Annotated in this window: 15 protein-coding genes; 4 read left to right on the plus strand and 11 right to left on the minus strand. The window is 62.0% G+C overall.

Going from position 1 to position 15321, the window contains the following annotated elements:
• Positions 1 to 219: 219 nt before the first annotated feature.
• On the plus strand, positions 220 to 732 hold the full coding sequence (locus tag GWE18_RS26975) for a DUF1993 domain-containing protein (protein ID WP_275188719.1): 513 nt from the start codon (positions 220 to 222) through the stop codon (positions 730 to 732).
• Between the two features lie 159 nt (positions 733 to 891).
• Here the strand turns inward: GWE18_RS26975 and GWE18_RS26980 are convergent, their stop codons facing one another.
• The 7 genes from GWE18_RS26980 to GWE18_RS27010 form a co-directional block, all read right to left on the minus strand.
• A complete protein-coding gene (locus GWE18_RS26980; RefSeq protein ID WP_275188720.1) occupies positions 892 to 1317 on the minus strand; it encodes a hypothetical protein in 426 nt (141 codons plus the stop codon).
• 117 nt (positions 1318 to 1434) lie between these two features.
• Positions 1435 to 2859, minus strand: coding sequence for an amidase (locus GWE18_RS26985; RefSeq protein WP_275188721.1), 1425 nt, complete (start codon positions 2857 to 2859; stop codon positions 1435 to 1437).
• 65 nt (positions 2860 to 2924) lie between these two features.
• Entirely contained in the window at positions 2925 to 3914 is a 990-nt protein-coding gene (locus GWE18_RS26990; protein WP_275188722.1) for a hydroxyacid dehydrogenase, read from the minus strand.
• A 30-nt stretch (positions 3915 to 3944) separates the two neighbouring features.
• The gene (ugpC, locus tag GWE18_RS26995) at positions 3945 to 5045 is read right to left on the minus strand and encodes a sn-glycerol-3-phosphate ABC transporter ATP-binding protein UgpC (protein WP_275188723.1); all 1101 of its coding nucleotides are present in this window, start codon (positions 5043 to 5045) and stop codon (positions 3945 to 3947) included.
• A gap of 4 nt (positions 5046 to 5049) precedes the next feature.
• Positions 5050 to 5961 (minus strand): carbohydrate ABC transporter permease, encoded by a 912-nt coding sequence (locus GWE18_RS27000; RefSeq protein ID WP_275188724.1) that lies wholly within the window; start codon positions 5959 to 5961, stop codon positions 5050 to 5052.
• Positions 5961 to 6893 (minus strand): sugar ABC transporter permease, encoded by a 933-nt coding sequence (locus GWE18_RS27005; RefSeq protein ID WP_275188725.1) that lies wholly within the window; start codon positions 6891 to 6893, stop codon positions 5961 to 5963. The genes GWE18_RS27000 and GWE18_RS27005 overlap by 1 nt, the downstream gene beginning before the upstream one ends.
• 99 nt (positions 6894 to 6992) lie before the next feature.
• On the minus strand, positions 6993 to 8333 hold the full coding sequence (locus GWE18_RS27010) for an extracellular solute-binding protein (protein ID WP_275188726.1): 1341 nt from the start codon (positions 8331 to 8333) through the stop codon (positions 6993 to 6995).
• A gap of 483 nt (positions 8334 to 8816) precedes the next feature.
• On the opposite strand from GWE18_RS27010, the gene GWE18_RS27015 reads away from it, so the two are divergent.
• On the plus strand, positions 8817 to 9530 hold the full coding sequence (locus tag GWE18_RS27015; protein WP_275188775.1) for a Spy/CpxP family protein refolding chaperone: 714 nt from the start codon (positions 8817 to 8819) through the stop codon (positions 9528 to 9530).
• Positions 9531 to 9827: 297 nt separating this feature from the next.
• Here GWE18_RS27015 and GWE18_RS27020 read toward each other — a convergent pair whose 3' ends face one another.
• Positions 9828 to 10229, minus strand: a complete 402-nt coding sequence (locus GWE18_RS27020; RefSeq protein WP_275188727.1) for a VOC family protein — start codon at positions 10227 to 10229, stop codon at positions 9828 to 9830.
• A 105-nt stretch (positions 10230 to 10334) separates the two neighbouring features.
• Entirely contained in the window at positions 10335 to 11537 is a 1203-nt protein-coding gene (locus GWE18_RS27025) for an acyl-CoA dehydrogenase family protein (RefSeq protein ID WP_275188728.1), read from the minus strand.
• A 259-nt stretch (positions 11538 to 11796) separates the two neighbouring features.
• Here GWE18_RS27025 and GWE18_RS27030 point away from each other — a divergent pair, with 259 nt between their 5' ends.
• Entirely contained in the window at positions 11797 to 12075 is a 279-nt protein-coding gene (locus tag GWE18_RS27030; RefSeq protein WP_275188729.1) for a PilZ domain-containing protein, read from the plus strand.
• A 16-nt stretch (positions 12076 to 12091) separates the two neighbouring features.
• On the opposite strand, the gene GWE18_RS27035 is transcribed toward GWE18_RS27030, so the two are convergent.
• Together GWE18_RS27035 and GWE18_RS27040 are read right to left on the minus strand one after the other, a co-directional pair.
• Positions 12092 to 13060, minus strand: a complete 969-nt coding sequence (locus tag GWE18_RS27035; RefSeq protein ID WP_275188730.1) for a tripartite tricarboxylate transporter substrate binding protein — start codon at positions 13058 to 13060, stop codon at positions 12092 to 12094.
• An 84-nt stretch (positions 13061 to 13144) separates the two neighbouring features.
• Positions 13145 to 13780: a DsbA family protein gene (locus GWE18_RS27040; protein ID WP_275188731.1), complete on the minus strand. Its 636-nt coding sequence runs from the start codon at positions 13778 to 13780 to the stop codon at positions 13145 to 13147.
• 187 nt (positions 13781 to 13967) lie between these two features.
• Here GWE18_RS27040 and GWE18_RS27045 point away from each other — a divergent pair, with 187 nt between their 5' ends.
• Positions 13968 to 15230, plus strand: coding sequence for an aminotransferase class III-fold pyridoxal phosphate-dependent enzyme (locus GWE18_RS27045; RefSeq protein ID WP_275188732.1), 1263 nt, complete (start codon positions 13968 to 13970; stop codon positions 15228 to 15230).
• Positions 15231 to 15321: the final 91 nt, after the last annotated feature.

Genomic DNA, 15321 nt, shown 5'->3' on the forward strand with positions numbered 1-15321 from the left:
CCAGATCACTTTCAAACTATTAAGTCGTGTCCTAGCGGCTTAGGTTCAAATTCGATTGGGCAGTCTAACTTGGGCAGTCTAAATAGCGCCCAGTAGACGGTCAATTTCCTGCGAAAACAGGGTCGCCCAGCTACGGCGAAATAATAGATGACATCGCTGTAAGCGATGGTGTCGGATTTAGACCAGATACTCACGCGGTGCCAGCCGGAGAAATCGAACGTGACCGTCTCGCTTCACGAAGCTTCCGTCGGCGTGTTCGTGCCTTATCTTGGGAATCTGTCCAGCCTGCTCGACCAGGCCTCGGCCCATGCCGAAGTTCGAAACATCGATCCCGTAGTTCTTCTGAACATGCGGCTCTCTCCCACCATGTACGACCTGAAGCAGCAGGTGGGAGAAGCCAGCCGGCATGCGATCGTTGCCTGCGCACTGCTGGCTGGGCGTCCGCCTCACACATTCCCAAACGCCGAGCCTGACATTCCAGAACTCAAGTCGCGGATATCGGCGGCGATCGATTTTGTGCAAGGCTTGCCGCCTGCGGAAATCGACGCCGCAACCGACAAGGAAGTCGTTTTCACTTTCAAAAACGGCGCCGAACGAAAATTCACCGGAAAATCGCTGCTGCTGACATTCAGCCTTCCGCAGTTCTTCTTTCACGTTACGACGGCTTACGACATCCTGCGCCACGCCGGCGTCGATCTGGCCAAGAAAGATTTTCTGGGGCCGCCGAGATAGCCGTCAGAACAGCGCGCCGCCTCAAAGAGTTCGTCATGGCCGGGCTTGTCCCGGCCATCCACGTCTTTAGGCCCGACCAAAGTGAAGACGTGGATGCCCGGGACAAGCCCGGGTATGACGGTGGGACCATCCCCCCTCACGTCTTACAGCGCCGGAAGGTTACGCTTCGCCGCTGTCCTGGCTGGCCTGACTGGCGGCAACGCTGCGTCCGGTCATCTCGCTCTTCAATTGCTCGAAACGCCGGCGTGCGTCGCTTTCGCGATCGTCCACCATCTGAATCGCGGCCTCCCTCGACATCGGGCCGGTAACGATCGGCGTGGAATTCTCGCCGATGGTTTCGTCGACATAGTAGTCGCCATTGTCGAGGCGGACTGTCCATTTGAGGCGGATCGCCGCCATCGGCCCGGGACCGAACTTTGAATAGCCATGAGCCTCGATGGGCGAGGTGGCCACGGGGATGGGCGGAGGGGTCGCGGGCTTTTGCTCGGTGACCGCGGTTTTTTCGCTTTCGCGACGGCTTTCCGGCGGGTCAAGAATGCTGGCGATGGTCGCCAGGGCATTGTCGGTCGGGTCGCCTTGCGTCACGATTCAGCCTCCGGATCGCGCCCGTTTGCGGAATCGGTATCCGTTGCCGCTCAGGGCTCTTTCCTTGCTTCCGAATAAAGCCAGGCTTTGTCAATCCGTGGCTTTTTTAGTGCCCGGCTAGGCGCATACCGGAGGTATTCTGTTCTTCCAGGGCCGCGCCTGCTCGAGCTGTCCGGCCAGCCTGAACAGCGTAGCCTCATCGGCGAACCGGGCCGAGAACATCATGCCGAGCGGCAATCCGGCCTTGTTCCACGCCAGCGGCACCGACATCGCCGGCTGCCCGGACATGTTGAACATGGAGGTCCCCGGCATATAGCGGCGCAGGATCGGGGCAATGTGCGACAGGTCGTTCGACATGGTGTTGAGCTCGCCGATGCGCAGCGGCGGCGCACACAACGTCGGACACAGGAAGACATCGCAGCTCTCGAAGAAGGCTGCCAGCGCGCGCGAAATCTGGAAGGCCGCGAGCTGGGCGGCGACATAGTCGGTCGACGTGTTCTTCTTCGCGTTGTGAGACTGCGCCAGCGTCAATATCTCGAGATCATTGTCCGTCATCTCTCGACCGAGCCTCTGCTCGATCAACCGCACCGTCAGCGCGGTGTTGCCGCCGACGATGGTGGTCATGACTGCGGCCGGATCAGCGGCAAGCACCGGCGCCCGTTCTTCGACGTGATGGCCAAGCCCCGCGAGGAGGCCCGCAATCTCACGCACGGCTGCCGCGATTTCCGGATCGATGGCGTCGCCATACGGCGATTTGTCGGTGAAGGCGATGCGGAGCCGGCCAGGATCGCGGCTGACTTCCTGCGAAAACGGCCGCTCCGGCGGCGGCGCCACGTAAGGGCTCGACGGCTCCGGGCCGTGGATCGCGTCCATCATCACCGCGCTATCGCGCACGCTGATGCTCACGACATGGCCGCAGGAGAAACCGCCCCAGCCTTCGCCGCGATCAGGGCCGAGCGGATTGCGCGCCCGCGTCGGCTTTAAGCCGAACACGCCGGAGGCCGAGGCGGGAATTCGGATCGAGCCGCCGCCATCGCTGGCATGCGCGACGGGGAGGATGCGGGCGGCAACGGCGGCCGCCGCGCCGCCCGATGACCCGCCGGAAGAATGCTCGGGATTCCAGGGGTTGCGGGTCGGCCCGTGCAGGCGCGACTCCGTCGTCGGCATCAGGCCGAATTCGGGACTGGAGCTCTTGCCGAAGATCGCAACGCCAGTATCGAGGAAGCGTTGCGCCAGCGTGCCGCTATGGTCGGCGACAAAATCCTTCAGGATCGTGGCGCCTGAGGTCGTGCGTGTGCCCTCCAGGAGGTCGAGATCCTTCAGCAGGAACGGTACGCCGGTAAAGGGACCGTCGGGCAGGCCGCGCTCGATCTGGCGTTCGGCATAGTCGTAGTGCTTGACGACGACCGCGTTGATCTGCGGATCGACCTTCGCTGTCCGGGCGACGGCCTCGTCGAGCAATTCCTTGGCCGAGACCTGTTTCTTCCGAACCAGTTCGGCAAGGCCGACCGCGTCGTAACTGCCGTATTCCTTGAAGGCCATGCGCACACCTCGCTTGCCGGCCGGTCGGTGGACCGGCCGCATCCAGGGTCATTCATGCGGACGATTCAGCCGAGCACGTCCTGATTGATCACGTTCTGGCGCACGGGATCGCCATCCAGAACGCTCAGAATGTTGCGGGCGGTCTGCTCGCTCATCCGGTCCACGGCTTCCACCGTGACACCCGCGACATGCGGCGCCATGATGACGTTCGGCAGGGCGAGCAATGCTTGACCGGCTGGCGGGGGCTCTTGCTCGAAAACGTCGAGGCCCGCGCCGGCAATCTGGCCGGACACCAGCGCGGCGTGCAGCGCGGCCTCGTCAACGATTCCGCCGCGCGCTGTGTTGATCAGATAGGCGGTCGGCTTCATCCGCTTCAGCCTGTCGGCGTTGAACATGCCGACCGTCTCGGGATTCTTCGGGCAATGAATGCTGACGAAGTCGGCGCGCGGCAGCGCGGCGTTGAGGTCGGCGATCGGATCGCAACCGGCGGCCTTGATGTCGGCGGCATGCTTGTAAGGGTCGAAAACCAGAACGTTCATTTCCATCGCGAGGCACCGCTTGGCGGTGCGCGTGCCGATGCGGCCGAAGCCGACGATCAGAACCGTTTTGCCGAAGAGGTCATAGGGCAGCATTCCCAACCGGTCGGCCCATTTGTCGTCCCTGACAAGCGAATGCATTTCGGTCGCGCGCTTGGCGAGCGTCAGCATCATGAACAGGGCGTGTTCGGCAACGGACGGCGAATTGGCGGTGCCTGCCACCATCAGCGGCACCTTGCGGCGGCTGAGCGCGGGGACGTCAACGGCGTCGAACCCGACGCCGATCCGCGTCACCACCAGCATGTCTTTCGAGGCTTCGAGTTCGGGCTCGCCAAAACGCGTGCCGCCGAGGGCGACGCCGTGGACCGGCGCATGCTCCTTCAGCTTGGCTTCGAAATCCTTCTGCGAAATCATGTTGGGAAATTCGACGAGTTCGATGTCGTCTCGCGCGTGAAGCAGCGCTCTTCCCGGTTGCGACATCGATTCAGTGATGAAGATTTTCTTCTTGTTGGTAGCCATTCCCTGCCCTTAGGTCTCGCTGCTGCGCCGTCAAAGGACGACGCCGGTCACCTCGTTTAGCAGGTGCATGTTGTTGAGGTCCACAGCCAATCGGAGCGGGGCGCCATCGTGCGCATCGGCGTTCGGATTGACCCGCCCGCAGACCTGCGAGCCTTCCATCGTAAAGTAAATCAGCGTTTCCATTCCCATCGGCTCGGTGACATCGAGCACCGTCTCGAATGTCTCGACGCCCGGCTGGAGATGCGGCTTGGCCTCGGTGACATGCTCTGGCCGCAGCCCGAGCAGCAATTTTTCGGTGCGCGGAATGTTCTGGTAACGGACGGCGCGCGCCAGCGGCAGCGGGAAGGCGAGGCGATCGGTCAACCGAACGTGCAGCTTGCCTGCGACATCCTCCAGCCGGCAGGGCATGAAATTCATCGCCGGCGAGCCGATGAAGCTGGCGACGAATTTCGTCGCCGGCTTGTGATAGAGCTCGTTCGGCGTGCCGATCTGCTCGATCCGGCCGTGGTTCATCACCACGACGCGGTCGGCCAGCGTCATCGCCTCTACCTGGTCGTGGGTCACGTAGACGGTCGTGGTGCGGACCTTCTGGTGCACCTTCTTGATCTCGATCCGCATCTGCACGCGCAGCTTGGCATCGAGATTGGACAGCGGTTCGTCGAACAGAAACACCTTCGGGTTACGCACGATGGCGCGGCCCATGGCGACGCGCTGGCGCTGGCCGCCGGACAACTGCTTCGGCTTGCGGTCGACCAGTTCGACGATGTCGAGCATGCGCGCGGCCTCGTCGATGCGGCTCTTGATCTCGGCCTTCGGGTAGCGCTTCAGCCGCAATCCGAACGACATGTTCTCCGCAACTGTCATGTGCGGGTAGAGCGCGTAGTTCTGAAATACCATCGCGATATCGCGATCCTTCGGCGGCACGTCGTTGACGACATCGCCACCGATCATGATGTCTCCGTCGGAGATGTCTTCCAGGCCGGCGATCATCCGCAGCGTGGTTGATTTCCCGCAGCCCGACGGTCCCACCAGCACGACAAACTCATGGTCGGCGATGTCGAGATCGATGCCGCGCACCGCCTCGACTTCGTCATAACGCTTAACAACCTTACGCAACGTCACGTCAGCCATGAGATCAACCCTTCGTCGCACCAGCGGTCAGGCCGGCAATGTAATAGTCCATCAGGAAAGCGTAGATAATGAGCGGCGGTGCGGCGCCGAGCAGGGCGCCGGTCATGATCTGTCCCCAGTTGAACACGTCGCCCTTGATCAACGTAGTGATGATCCCAACCGGCATGACGAGTTGGTCGGTCGACGTCGTGAACACGAGGGGATAGAGGAACTGCGCCCATGACACCGTGAAGGCGAAGATCGTCGCGGCAATAATGCCGGGAAAGGCAACCGGAATGAAGATGCGGGTGAGGGTCTGAATCCACGACGCGCCATCGATGATGGCGGCCTCATCGAGTTCCTTCGGGATCGAAGCGAAGTAGCCGATCATGATCCAGGTGCAGAACGGCACCGTCAGCGTCGGATAGAGAATAAGCAGCACGTACCATCTGTTGATGAGCTGGATGCCGGTCCAATCGCCAATGACGGCAAACATCTTGAAGAGCGGGATGAAGAGCAGTGTCTCGGGAATGAGATAGGTCAGGAAGACGCCAGTGGCGAGAACCGCAGAACCCCAGAACCGCATCCGTGCCAGTGCGAATGCAGCCGGCACGGAGATCAGCATGGTGATGGTGACGACGAAGATCGAGACGATTGCCGAGTTCCAGAAGAAGCGCAGAAACTGGTTCGAGGTCAGCAGACCGAGATAGTTCTCGAGCGTTGGGTGGAACACCCACCACGGATTGGTCGCGGCCGAAATCTCCGCGCTGCTCTTCAACGACGTGATGAGCATGTAGATCGGCGGCGTCAGCGAGAAAATGGCGAAGATCACCAGGAAGAAATACGACCATCGCAGCGCCCAGGTCCGGTCGCGGCTCATGCTGCCGTATTTGACCTTGCGGGTCGGCGCAGCCTTGTCGATTGTTACCGTTGCCATCAGGATTCATTCCCGCGTTTGTTGACGTCGCGCAGGATGAAGATCGCCGCGACGGCCAGGATCGGCACCATGAAGAGGGATACGCTGGCGCCCAGCGGTATGTCGCTGCCCTCGATTCCGATGCGGAACGCCCACGTCGCGAAGATATGGGTGTGATCGAGCGGGCCGCCCGCGGTCAGGATGCGCACGATGTCAAAATTGGCGAACGTCACGATCAGCGAGAACAGCGTCGTAATCGCTATGATGTTTCGCATCATCGGCAGCGTGACGTACCAGATGCGTTGCCACCAATTGGCGCCGTCGATGGCGGCGGCCTCGTAGAGCTGTTCCGGCACGGATTTCAGCGCCGCCAGATACATGATCATGAAGAACGGTGCGCCGACCCAGATGTTGACGAGAATGACCGAGAAGCGCGCCCACATGGCATCGCCGGTCCATGGGATCGGCCCGATGCCGAAGAACGAGAGCGTGTAGTTGAACGCACTGTAGGAGGGGTCAAATAGCCACAGCCACGCCAGTGTGCTCATCGCCGGGGGGATCACCCACGGTACCAGCAGCATGCCGCGCCATTTGCGCTGGCCCTTGGCCGGTATGTTGTGAACGAAATGCGCAATGATAAAGCCCAGCACCGCCTTGAAGATGACGGCTGTGATCGCGAAGATGCAGGATTGCTTCACGACGAGCCAGAACGTCTCGCGCCTGAACAGGAATTCGAAATTGCTGAGTCCGACGAAGCGCTGCATCGACTTGTTCAACGTCGCCAGATGCAGCGCGTAGAATGCCGGATAGATCACAAGGGTCGCGATGAGGAGGATCAGCGGCAGCGTCATCAGGAACGCCATAGTCGATTTGCGCTTGAGCATTCTGTGCAGGCTGCCGCGTTTGCGCGCGGCTTGCGCGGCCCGGTTCGACTGCAATGCGACGTCAGCCATGGTGAGTTTTCATCCCTGTAACGTTTCGCCGGGCCCGCGATTGAAGAAGGATAGGAATGGCAGCCCGCGATCAGGCGGGCCGCCATGGTATCTCGCCTGTCAGCTCCGCATGAAGCCTTCGCACTCGCCTTCGGCCCAGGCGAGCACCTTTTCCATCGCTTCGCCCTGGTGATAACGCAGGCACATCTTGGTCAGGGTCGCCTGCGTATAGATCTGCTGTGCGATCTTCGGCGGGGCGGGCGCCGCGGCGATCGAAAGCGTCTGGTGGTTGTGCGGGTTCGGATAGTGGTAGAGCGTGCCCTTCGGCGGCCCTTCCTCCTGCCAGACCTTCAGCGTGGTGAGCTTTTCGTAGCAGGGGAGGTCGTAGCCACCGCTCGCCACGCACATCTTCTCGATCGCATCCGGTTGCGAAAGCGCCTTGAGCACGCTCTTGGCCGCTTCCTTGTTCTTGGAGAACGACCAGGTGCCCCAGAAGTAGGAGAGGTAGGGCGCGTAGCGGCCCTTCGGCCCGGCCGGGAAGCCGTGGCTCCAGCACTGCTCGGCGACCTGCGGCGCGTCGCGCTTGGCGACAGCCCAGGCACTCGGCGGGTTCATGATCAAGGCGCCTCTGCCGGAGACCAGCCATTTGTTGTTGGAGGAGTCGTCCCAGGCGCCGGCGTCCGGCGGCAGGAAGGCGATCAGCTTCTTGTAGTATTCGAGCGCCTGGCGCACCGCGTCGGTCTTGACGGTGACGTTACCCTTCTCATCGACAAGGGCTGCACCGAACGACTGGAAGATTGCGCCGGCCGTATCGACGTTGTCGCTGGTCTCGCCGAGACCGATGCCGAACGCAACGCCGCCTTTCTGGCAGGCCTCTGCCGCCTTGAGGAACGTATCCAATGTCCAGCTATCGGCCTTCGGCGGGCCACCGGCGGGATACAATGCCTGCACATCTATGCCGGCATGCTGCTTCATCAGGTCGATGCGCGAGCAGGGGCCCTTGATCTGGCTGCCGATGCTCGCGGGCACCGCGAGCCATTTGCCTTTGGACTGGCCAAGATATTTCACGGTGCCGTTGGGTTCGCCGTTCTGCTTGATGAGGCCGTCCATGACGTCGTTCATGGGTTCCAGCAGCTCGGCCTGCGCATGCGGCCACCAGGTGGGCATCGCCAGGATGTCGTGACCCGACTTGGCCTGCGCTTCGGCGGCGATCGTCAGCAGGTTCTTGTTGCCTTGGCTCGGGATGTAGTCGATCTGAACCTCAACCTTTTCCTTCTCGGCCCAGGCATTGACGATATCGGTGGAGGCTTTGTTCGCGCCGGGAACCCAGTGGTCCCAGAAGCCGATCGAGAGCTTACCGGCAGCATAGGCGCCGCGAACATAGGGCGCGGTGATGAGCGCCGCAGAGGACAGCGCAGTAGCAGCAACGAATTGTCGGCGAGAAAGCTTCTTGCGTGACATGGTGTTTCCTCTTTGCTTGCTTTTTTGTTGTCGTCTTGTCGTTCCTCTTCTTCTTATTTTATTGGCCTTCACGCGATCGCGCCGATCTGGGATGGCGTGCGCCCCGCGGAGATTTGGTTGCGCAATCAGAACAGAATAAAACGCGTCTGTCGAGAAATGACACGTGCGAAATTTCTAGAACTAACGTTGCGTGCAAATTTCCAGCGGTCGGAATACTGCAATGCCTCTCGCGCGGCATATTGCGTTGCACACGGCATCATGAGCGCGAATGAGTTTAAGAATTGCGGTCGTGCCGCGGAGTTCCGGTCCACGGGTTTGGTATTTCGACGCCAGCGATAACGGTCGGCACCGCGGCTAGACTTGCTCGTCTCGAAAACGATAAGATTCGGATTCGAGGACACTAGTCCTGGTTAACGATCACGGAGACCAACAATGACTTGCCTGACATCCAAACTGCGCACGCCGTGGAAAGCGTGCGCGGCCATGGGGTTGGCCGCCATCATGCTTCTCAACGCGCCACGGCTTGCGGATGCGCAGGTGGTTCAGGGTGTCGAGAAGGGCGCCCGCGAGGGCAACAGGGCGGCGGGCCCGGTCGGCGGCGTGCTTGGCGGCGCCATTGGCGGCGTCGTGGGCGTCGTGACCGGAGTTACCGGTGTGCTGACCGGCGGCAACAACAACAAGGGCGGACAGGCGCCGGCGGCAAAGGATTCCAAACAACAAGGCGAGGCTTCCAAGCAAGGCGACACGTCGAAGCCGGCGAAGGGAAGCAAGGCTACGAAGACCGCCAAACAGCAACAACAGCAGCAGCCAGCCGTCCTCACCCAGGCTGGCGCGCCGCAACTGACGGCCGAACAGATCGTCGCCAACAGCGATGCCAATATCGAGCGGATCAAGAAGGAATTAAACCTCACGCCCGAACAGGAGAAGCACTGGGCCGGGTTCAACAGTGCGATGCACTATCTCGGGCATAATGGCGCCGATCGTCTCAATCTGCGTATTGCGCGCGCCAAGCGCGATCCGCCCGACGACATCATCGAGCAAATGCGCAATGAGGCCCAGTTCCTCAACGATCGCGCCGTCGATCAGCGCAACGTGGCCGATGCGGCCGAGCCGTTATTTGCTACTCTGAACGACAAGCAAAAGGCAGTCTTCGTTCAGGAAATGGTCAATCTGAGCCACGAGCGCGGGCTGGACTAGCAGGCTCCGCCGGACGAATAGCCGGGTACGCATGCCCTGGGGTAGGTTGAAAGGCGCGGGCACCCGGCTACTCTGCCGCAGCGGCGCGGCTCCCCCAATCTCATTGCAATGATGAAGAAACCCTGACGGACTCGCGCCTTGATCATGGCTGACTTGCGGCGTTGTCGGGAACTTCAGTCTTTGACGGGCAGTGTTGCACCCCAACATCAGGTGGCGCGTTGACGCCCAACGCTTGCAACGATTTCGGCGGCACGAATGCCGCCGAAATGAGCGCGGATCCGCCGCGGGAGCGGGACGTCAGGTTTTCGGGAAGTTTAATTCGACGCCGACGCCGTCGGGATCGTAGAGAAAGAACTGCGTATCGCCGCTGCGCGGCACGACGCTCTCGCGGAATTTGACGCCCTTCGACTGCAGGCGCTTGCGCATGCCCTCGACATCGGTCGCGGCAAAGGCGATGTGGTCAAGCCGCCCGGTATCTTCATACTTCTTTTCGGTGCCGCGCACCACGATACCTTCAGGGGGCTTGCGCGTGCCCATCAGATGCACCGTGGCGGTGCCGCCGGAATAGAGCCAGTAGCCGGGGAAATCGAGCGGCGGTCGGTCGCCGTTCTCCAGCCCGAGCACATCGCAATAGAAATCCTTGGTGCGCTCGAGGTCGGCGGGCTCGATGGTGTAGTGCTGCAATCCGCCTAGTCCCATGGTTGTTCTCCCGATAGCGTTTTCGAGCGAAGTGGATACCGGTTCGCGGAAGAAAACACGTCAAAATAGGAATCTAGAGCTTCTGGTTCGATCAGAACCGAAGCTCTAGACAAAACTGAGGTCGGTATCGACGCCCATCATCCAGGCGCCGACGGTTTCAAAATGCCTGAGCTGGCCTTGCAACTGCTGCGTCACGGTATGGATGTCGCGGAAACGGCGCTCCAGTGGATGGTCCTCGAAAATCGCAGTGGCGCCTGCGGCATTGTAGGCAAAGTCGACCGCCTCGCGCGCCTTGTGGATGGCATGGGTCGAGGCCATGCGGATGTTCATGCGCTGCGCCACCGTGATGGTCGCGCCCCCGGCCAGATCTTTCCAGGTGTCAGCCATCGACTGCAACACGTAGCCGCGCGCGGCGCGCAGATTGACTTCCGCTTGGGCGAGGTTGCACTGGACCACGGCATTGTCTCGCAACGACGCCCTCGCGCCACGCGGCACCTTGCTGCGCATCGTCTCGACGAAGTTGTCGAGCGCGGTGCGGGCGATCCCGCAGGCGACGCCCGCAAAGCCCACCTGGTAGCAGGTGTGGTTGCTCATGCGGTAGAGCGGGCCGCTTTCGCGGCATTCCCGGTCGAACTCGCGGGTAATGGAATAGTCAGCGCGGACGAAGAAGTCATTGAGCGCGAACTGGTCGCTGGCGGTGCCGCGCAAGCCGACGGTGTTCCAGATGTCGGTCCACTCGACGTCTTCGGAGCGTACCAGCATCGTGCGCTCGAGCGGAGCGCCGTTGGCGTCGTATTTGGGCGAACCGTCGGCCGCATAGATAGGGCAGTGCGCCCCGAGCCAGGTCGCATGCCGGCCGCCGGATGCAAAGGACCACACCCCGGTCACCCTGTAGCCGCCTTCGCATTCGACCGCGCGAACCCTGGGGCCAGGCCCCCACGCCAGCACCGCGCGCGGATCGCCGAAGATCGCCTGCGCCACCGGCAGGTCGAGATAGGCCGCCGACATCGCGCAGCCGCCGGCCTGGCTGAGGCACCACGCGGTGGAAGCATCAGCCTTGGCAATGGTTTCGATGACGTGGAAAAAAGTGACGGGATCGGTTTCGATCCCGTTGGTCGAGCGCGGCAACAACAGACGAAACAATTGCGCGTCGTGCAGCTTGTCGAGCAACGCCGGGGGCAGCCGGCGGGTGGCCTCGATGTCGTCGGAAGCTGTCGCGACATCAGGGCGTATGGCCTTGGCCCGGGCGATCACTGCCTGGTCGCCCGCGAGATCGGCAGAGTTTGCGATCGGTGTATTCAAGACCATGCCTGCCGGTTCATTGCGTCCGCGTGCCAGTTACTGGTGGAAAGGCTATCGTGCCATCGCCGCGATGGGCAAGTCCATGGCGACGCGGAGCACGTCTGCGCATGAGCGATGGAGAGTCCAAAGACAATCGCATGGGCTGCGTCAATCGATGTTGCGCCGGGCATCCGCGCCTATTCCGCCCCCGGCGAACGCTGCGGTGCACACGCCGATTTGTTTAGGGTTTTGCGCTAGCCTCGCGGTTTGGCGGGATCGATCCGGGATGGAAGAGAAGCGAAAGTATCCGCGAACGGAGATCGACGAGACCGCCTATGTCTCGTCGGGCGGTTCCGTCATGCCCTGCGTGGTGCGGAATATTTCGCGCGAGGGAGCGGCAATCGATGTCGACAACCCGGCGTTCGTCCCGCAGCACTTTCACCTGGTAATGGCGAGGGACCCCTCGATCGTGCACGAGTGCCGGGTCACCTGGATCCAGAAGAACCGTATCGGCCTGACCTTCATGAAGATCGCGGATGCGGTCGCGGTGCCATCGCCATCGTAGCCGGGGGCTGAGCACATTAATCGATCCGCAACTTTGCATCGCGCACCACCTTGCCCCACTTGTCCATCTCGAGCTTGATGCGTGCGCCGAACTGATCCGGCGTATTGGCGACCGGCTTGAAGCCGAGCACCGTGAGGCGCTGCTTTACGTCCGGCTGGGCGACAATCTTGGCGATCTCACGATAAAGCAGATCGACGATCTCTTTCGGCGTCCCCGCAGGCGCGACGATACCCGTGAGCGTGTCGGCGTCCTGATCCTTCACTCCCTGTTCGGCGAAGGTCGGCACGTCGGGCATCCCGGCGGCACGTTCGGCTGACGCCACGCCCAGCGCGCGCAGTTGTCCGCTCTGCACCGCCGATAGGGCAGGCGGCAGCGCGGTGAAGGCGATCGGCGTGTGCCCGCCGACCGTTGCCTGGATCGCCGGCCCAGCACCTGTGAAAGGCACGTGCACCAGGTCGAGTTTGAAGGCCAACCGGAAAAGCTCGCCGCCCAGATGCGGCGTCGAACCGATGCCGGGACCGGCAAAGCCGTACTTGCCGGGGTTGTCCCGAACAAGCTGCACCAGCTCGGGGAGTGTCTTGGCGGGCACTTGCGGGTTGACCACCACGACATTCGGAGAGACCGCGACCAGCGTCACGGGCGCGAAATCCTTGACCGGATCATACGGCACCTTGGCGTAGAGGCTGGGATTCACAACGAAACCGGTGCTGATGACCATGATGGTGTGGCCGTCCGGCGTCACGCGGGCGACCTGGCCGGCAGCGGTGTTGCCGCCGGCGCCGCCGATGTTCTCGACGAAGAACTGTTGGCCGAGATTGTCTGAAAGCTTCTGCGCCACGATGCGGGCAATGGCATCGGTCGGTCCGCCGGCGGGAAAGCCGACCACAACACGTACCGGCTTGTTTGGATAGCTTTGCGCCAATGTCGTCACGACGCCGAACAGCAGCCACGCCGCTGCCAATACTACGCGCAAAGCCGCGGCCATGGCGCTCTCCCCATTATGTTTGTTGGGGCCATCATCGGCGAGGCGGCGGCGCCCGGCAAGGGGCTATTGCGACGGCCGCGGCCGCTACTTCTTGAGCAACGGCTCGATCCGTTCTTCCAGCTCTTCGAACGACATCGAGCCCTGCAGCCGTACACCGTTGAGAAAGAAAGTCGGCGTCGACGTGACCTTCAGTTCGCGATGGGCGTATTGCTGATCGGCGTTCAGCTTGTCGAACTGCGCCTGGTCTTCCTCGCAGGTCTTGACGTCCTGCTCGCTCATACCGTGCTGCTTCCCGACATAGATCAGCGTATCCTTGGTTTGCGCCATCAGGCGGTCCTGCAGCTTGAATAGCATCTCGACTGCGCCGAGGTATTTTTCGGAATCATCTTTGCCGATGCAGCGCGCCAGTATCGAAGCCGCGGCGGCCTTGATGTCGAGCGGAAATTCCCGGAACACGAAACGTACCTTGCCGGTATCGATATATTTTGACCGCAACATCGGGAACACATTCTGGCCGAACGCTGCGCAATGCGGGCAACTCATCGAAGAGTATTCGGTGATGGTGATTGGGGCGTTCGCAGACCCGATTGCGATGTCCGGCAGCGATACCGGCTTGCCGACTGCTGCAGCAATCGCGCTTTGTGCGAGGGCAGCGCCGGGCATTGCAGGTGATGCAAAGGCAAGGAAGGTGGCGAAGGCAACGCGGCGACGAACGTTCAACGGTTACTCCGAACGAATTGGCAAGAGGCTAGCCGGCAAGGCCGCGGCATATCGACCATTCTATTGGTTTCGCGAACCAAAAGCCACCGACCTGACTGCGATCAGAGTTGACCGTAAATTGTTGGCGATCCAATCATAGGCGGCAGGAAGCGCAAGGCACACTCTGCAAACCAGGCAAGAGAACGTCATGACTCAGCACACGGCGCTGTTGAGCGAAACGCAGACAGCGGACGCCATGTTGCGGGCAAGGGCGCGGCTGGTGGTTCCCGGCGGCATGTGGGGCCATCTGAATGCCGCGCGGCTCCCGGAAGGCTATCCGCAATTCTTTGCCTCCGCCGAGGGCTGCCGTGTGCGCGACGTCGATGGGCGCGAATATATCGATTTCATGTGCAGTTGGGGACCGATCCTGCTCGGCCATCGGCATCCCGAAGTTCAGGCGGCGGCTGAGGCGCAAGCCGCCAAGGGAGATTGCTTCAACGGCCCGGGAGAGGTCATGGTGGAACTCGCCGAAGATCTCGTCGCCATGTTGCCGCATGCCGATTGGGCGATGTTTCAGAAGAACGGCAGCGATGCGACCACGAGCTGCGTCACGATCGCCCGCGCCGGCACCGGCCGCCGCAAGGTGCTGGTCGCGCGTGGCAGCTATCACGGCGCGCTGCCATGGTGTTCGCCTGTTGTTGCCGGGGTGACGGCCGAGGACCGCGCGCATCTCCTGCACTTCGAGTACAACGACGTGCAGAGCCTGCGAGCTACCGTCGAGGAGGCGGGCAAGGATCTCGCTGCGATCCTGGTGACGGCCTTCCGTCACGACATGGGGCGCGATCTCGAACTGCCAACGAAGGAGTTTGCGGAAGCCGCGCGTGCGGCATGCGACGCCGCTGACGCCGCGCTGATTATCGATGAAGTGCGGGCCGGCCTGCGCCTCGATATCAGGGGGAGTTGGGAATCGCTGGGCGTGCGGCCGGACCTGTGCGCCTGGAGCAAGGCGATCGCCAACGGTTATGCGCTGGCTGCCGTTACAGGCAACGATCGCTTTCGCGAAGCCGCCACCAAGGTATTCGTCACGGGCTCGTTCTGGTGCGGCACCGTGGCGATGGCGGCTGCGCGAGCGACATTGCGGATCGCGCGCGAGACTGACGTCACCGGGCATATCCGCGCGATGGGCTTGAGGTTGCGCGAGGGATTGGCGTCGCTCGCGAGCGAGCATGGCATCGCGATCCGCCAGAGCGGTCCGCCGCAGATGCCGCTGATGCTGTTCGAGGCTGACCCGGAGGTGCGCAAGGGCAGGGCGTTCTGCTCGGCCGCGCTCCACCACGGCGCGTTCTTTCATCCCCAGCACAATATGTTCCTGTCGTCGGCGCATCGCCCCGCCGATATCGACGAGGCGCTGCAGGCGGCCTCGCACGGCTTCAAGGCCGTCCGCGAACTGGAAGTGAAATCCAACCAGTAAGCCGTCGGGACGAACCGGAGGCGCTTTGGGATTGTGGGCATCCATAAAAATGCCCCGCAACGCGGTCTTTACAACCGGCGGTGCGGGGCAG

It is taken from the genome of Bradyrhizobium sp. CSA112 (assembly GCF_029051645.1).
Classification (GTDB): Bacteria; Pseudomonadota; Alphaproteobacteria; order Rhizobiales; family Xanthobacteraceae; genus Bradyrhizobium.

Bases quoted from the DNA above. Each gene is read 5' to 3' on its own strand.
- GWE18_RS26985 (WP_275188721.1), bottom strand. From the start codon at position 2,859: ATGGCCTTCAAGGAATACGGCAGTTACGACGCGGTCGGCCTTGCCGAA.
- GWE18_RS26990 (WP_275188722.1), bottom strand. From the start codon at position 3,914: ATGGCTACCAACAAGAAGAAAATCTTCATCACTGAATCGATGTCGCAA.
- ugpC (WP_275188723.1), bottom strand. From the start codon at position 5,045: ATGGCTGACGTGACGTTGCGTAAGGTTGTTAAGCGTTATGACGAAGTC.
- GWE18_RS27000 (WP_275188724.1), bottom strand. From the start codon at position 5,961: ATGGCAACGGTAACAATCGACAAGGCTGCGCCGACCCGCAAGGTCAAA.
- GWE18_RS27005 (WP_275188725.1), bottom strand. From the start codon at position 6,893: ATGGCTGACGTCGCATTGCAGTCGAACCGGGCCGCGCAAGCCGCGCGC.
- GWE18_RS27010 (WP_275188726.1), bottom strand. From the start codon at position 8,333: ATGTCACGCAAGAAGCTTTCTCGCCGACAATTCGTTGCTGCTACTGCG.
- GWE18_RS27015 (WP_275188775.1), top strand. From the start codon at position 8,817: ATGGGGTTGGCCGCCATCATGCTTCTCAACGCGCCACGGCTTGCGGAT.
- GWE18_RS27020 (WP_275188727.1), bottom strand. From the start codon at position 10,229: ATGGGACTAGGCGGATTGCAGCACTACACCATCGAGCCCGCCGACCTC.
- GWE18_RS27025 (WP_275188728.1), bottom strand. From the start codon at position 11,537: ATGGTCTTGAATACACCGATCGCAAACTCTGCCGATCTCGCGGGCGAC.
- GWE18_RS27030 (WP_275188729.1), top strand. From the start codon at position 11,797: ATGGAAGAGAAGCGAAAGTATCCGCGAACGGAGATCGACGAGACCGCC.
- GWE18_RS27035 (WP_275188730.1), bottom strand. From the start codon at position 13,060: ATGGCCGCGGCTTTGCGCGTAGTATTGGCAGCGGCGTGGCTGCTGTTC.
- GWE18_RS27045 (WP_275188732.1), top strand. From the start codon at position 13,968: ATGACTCAGCACACGGCGCTGTTGAGCGAAACGCAGACAGCGGACGCC.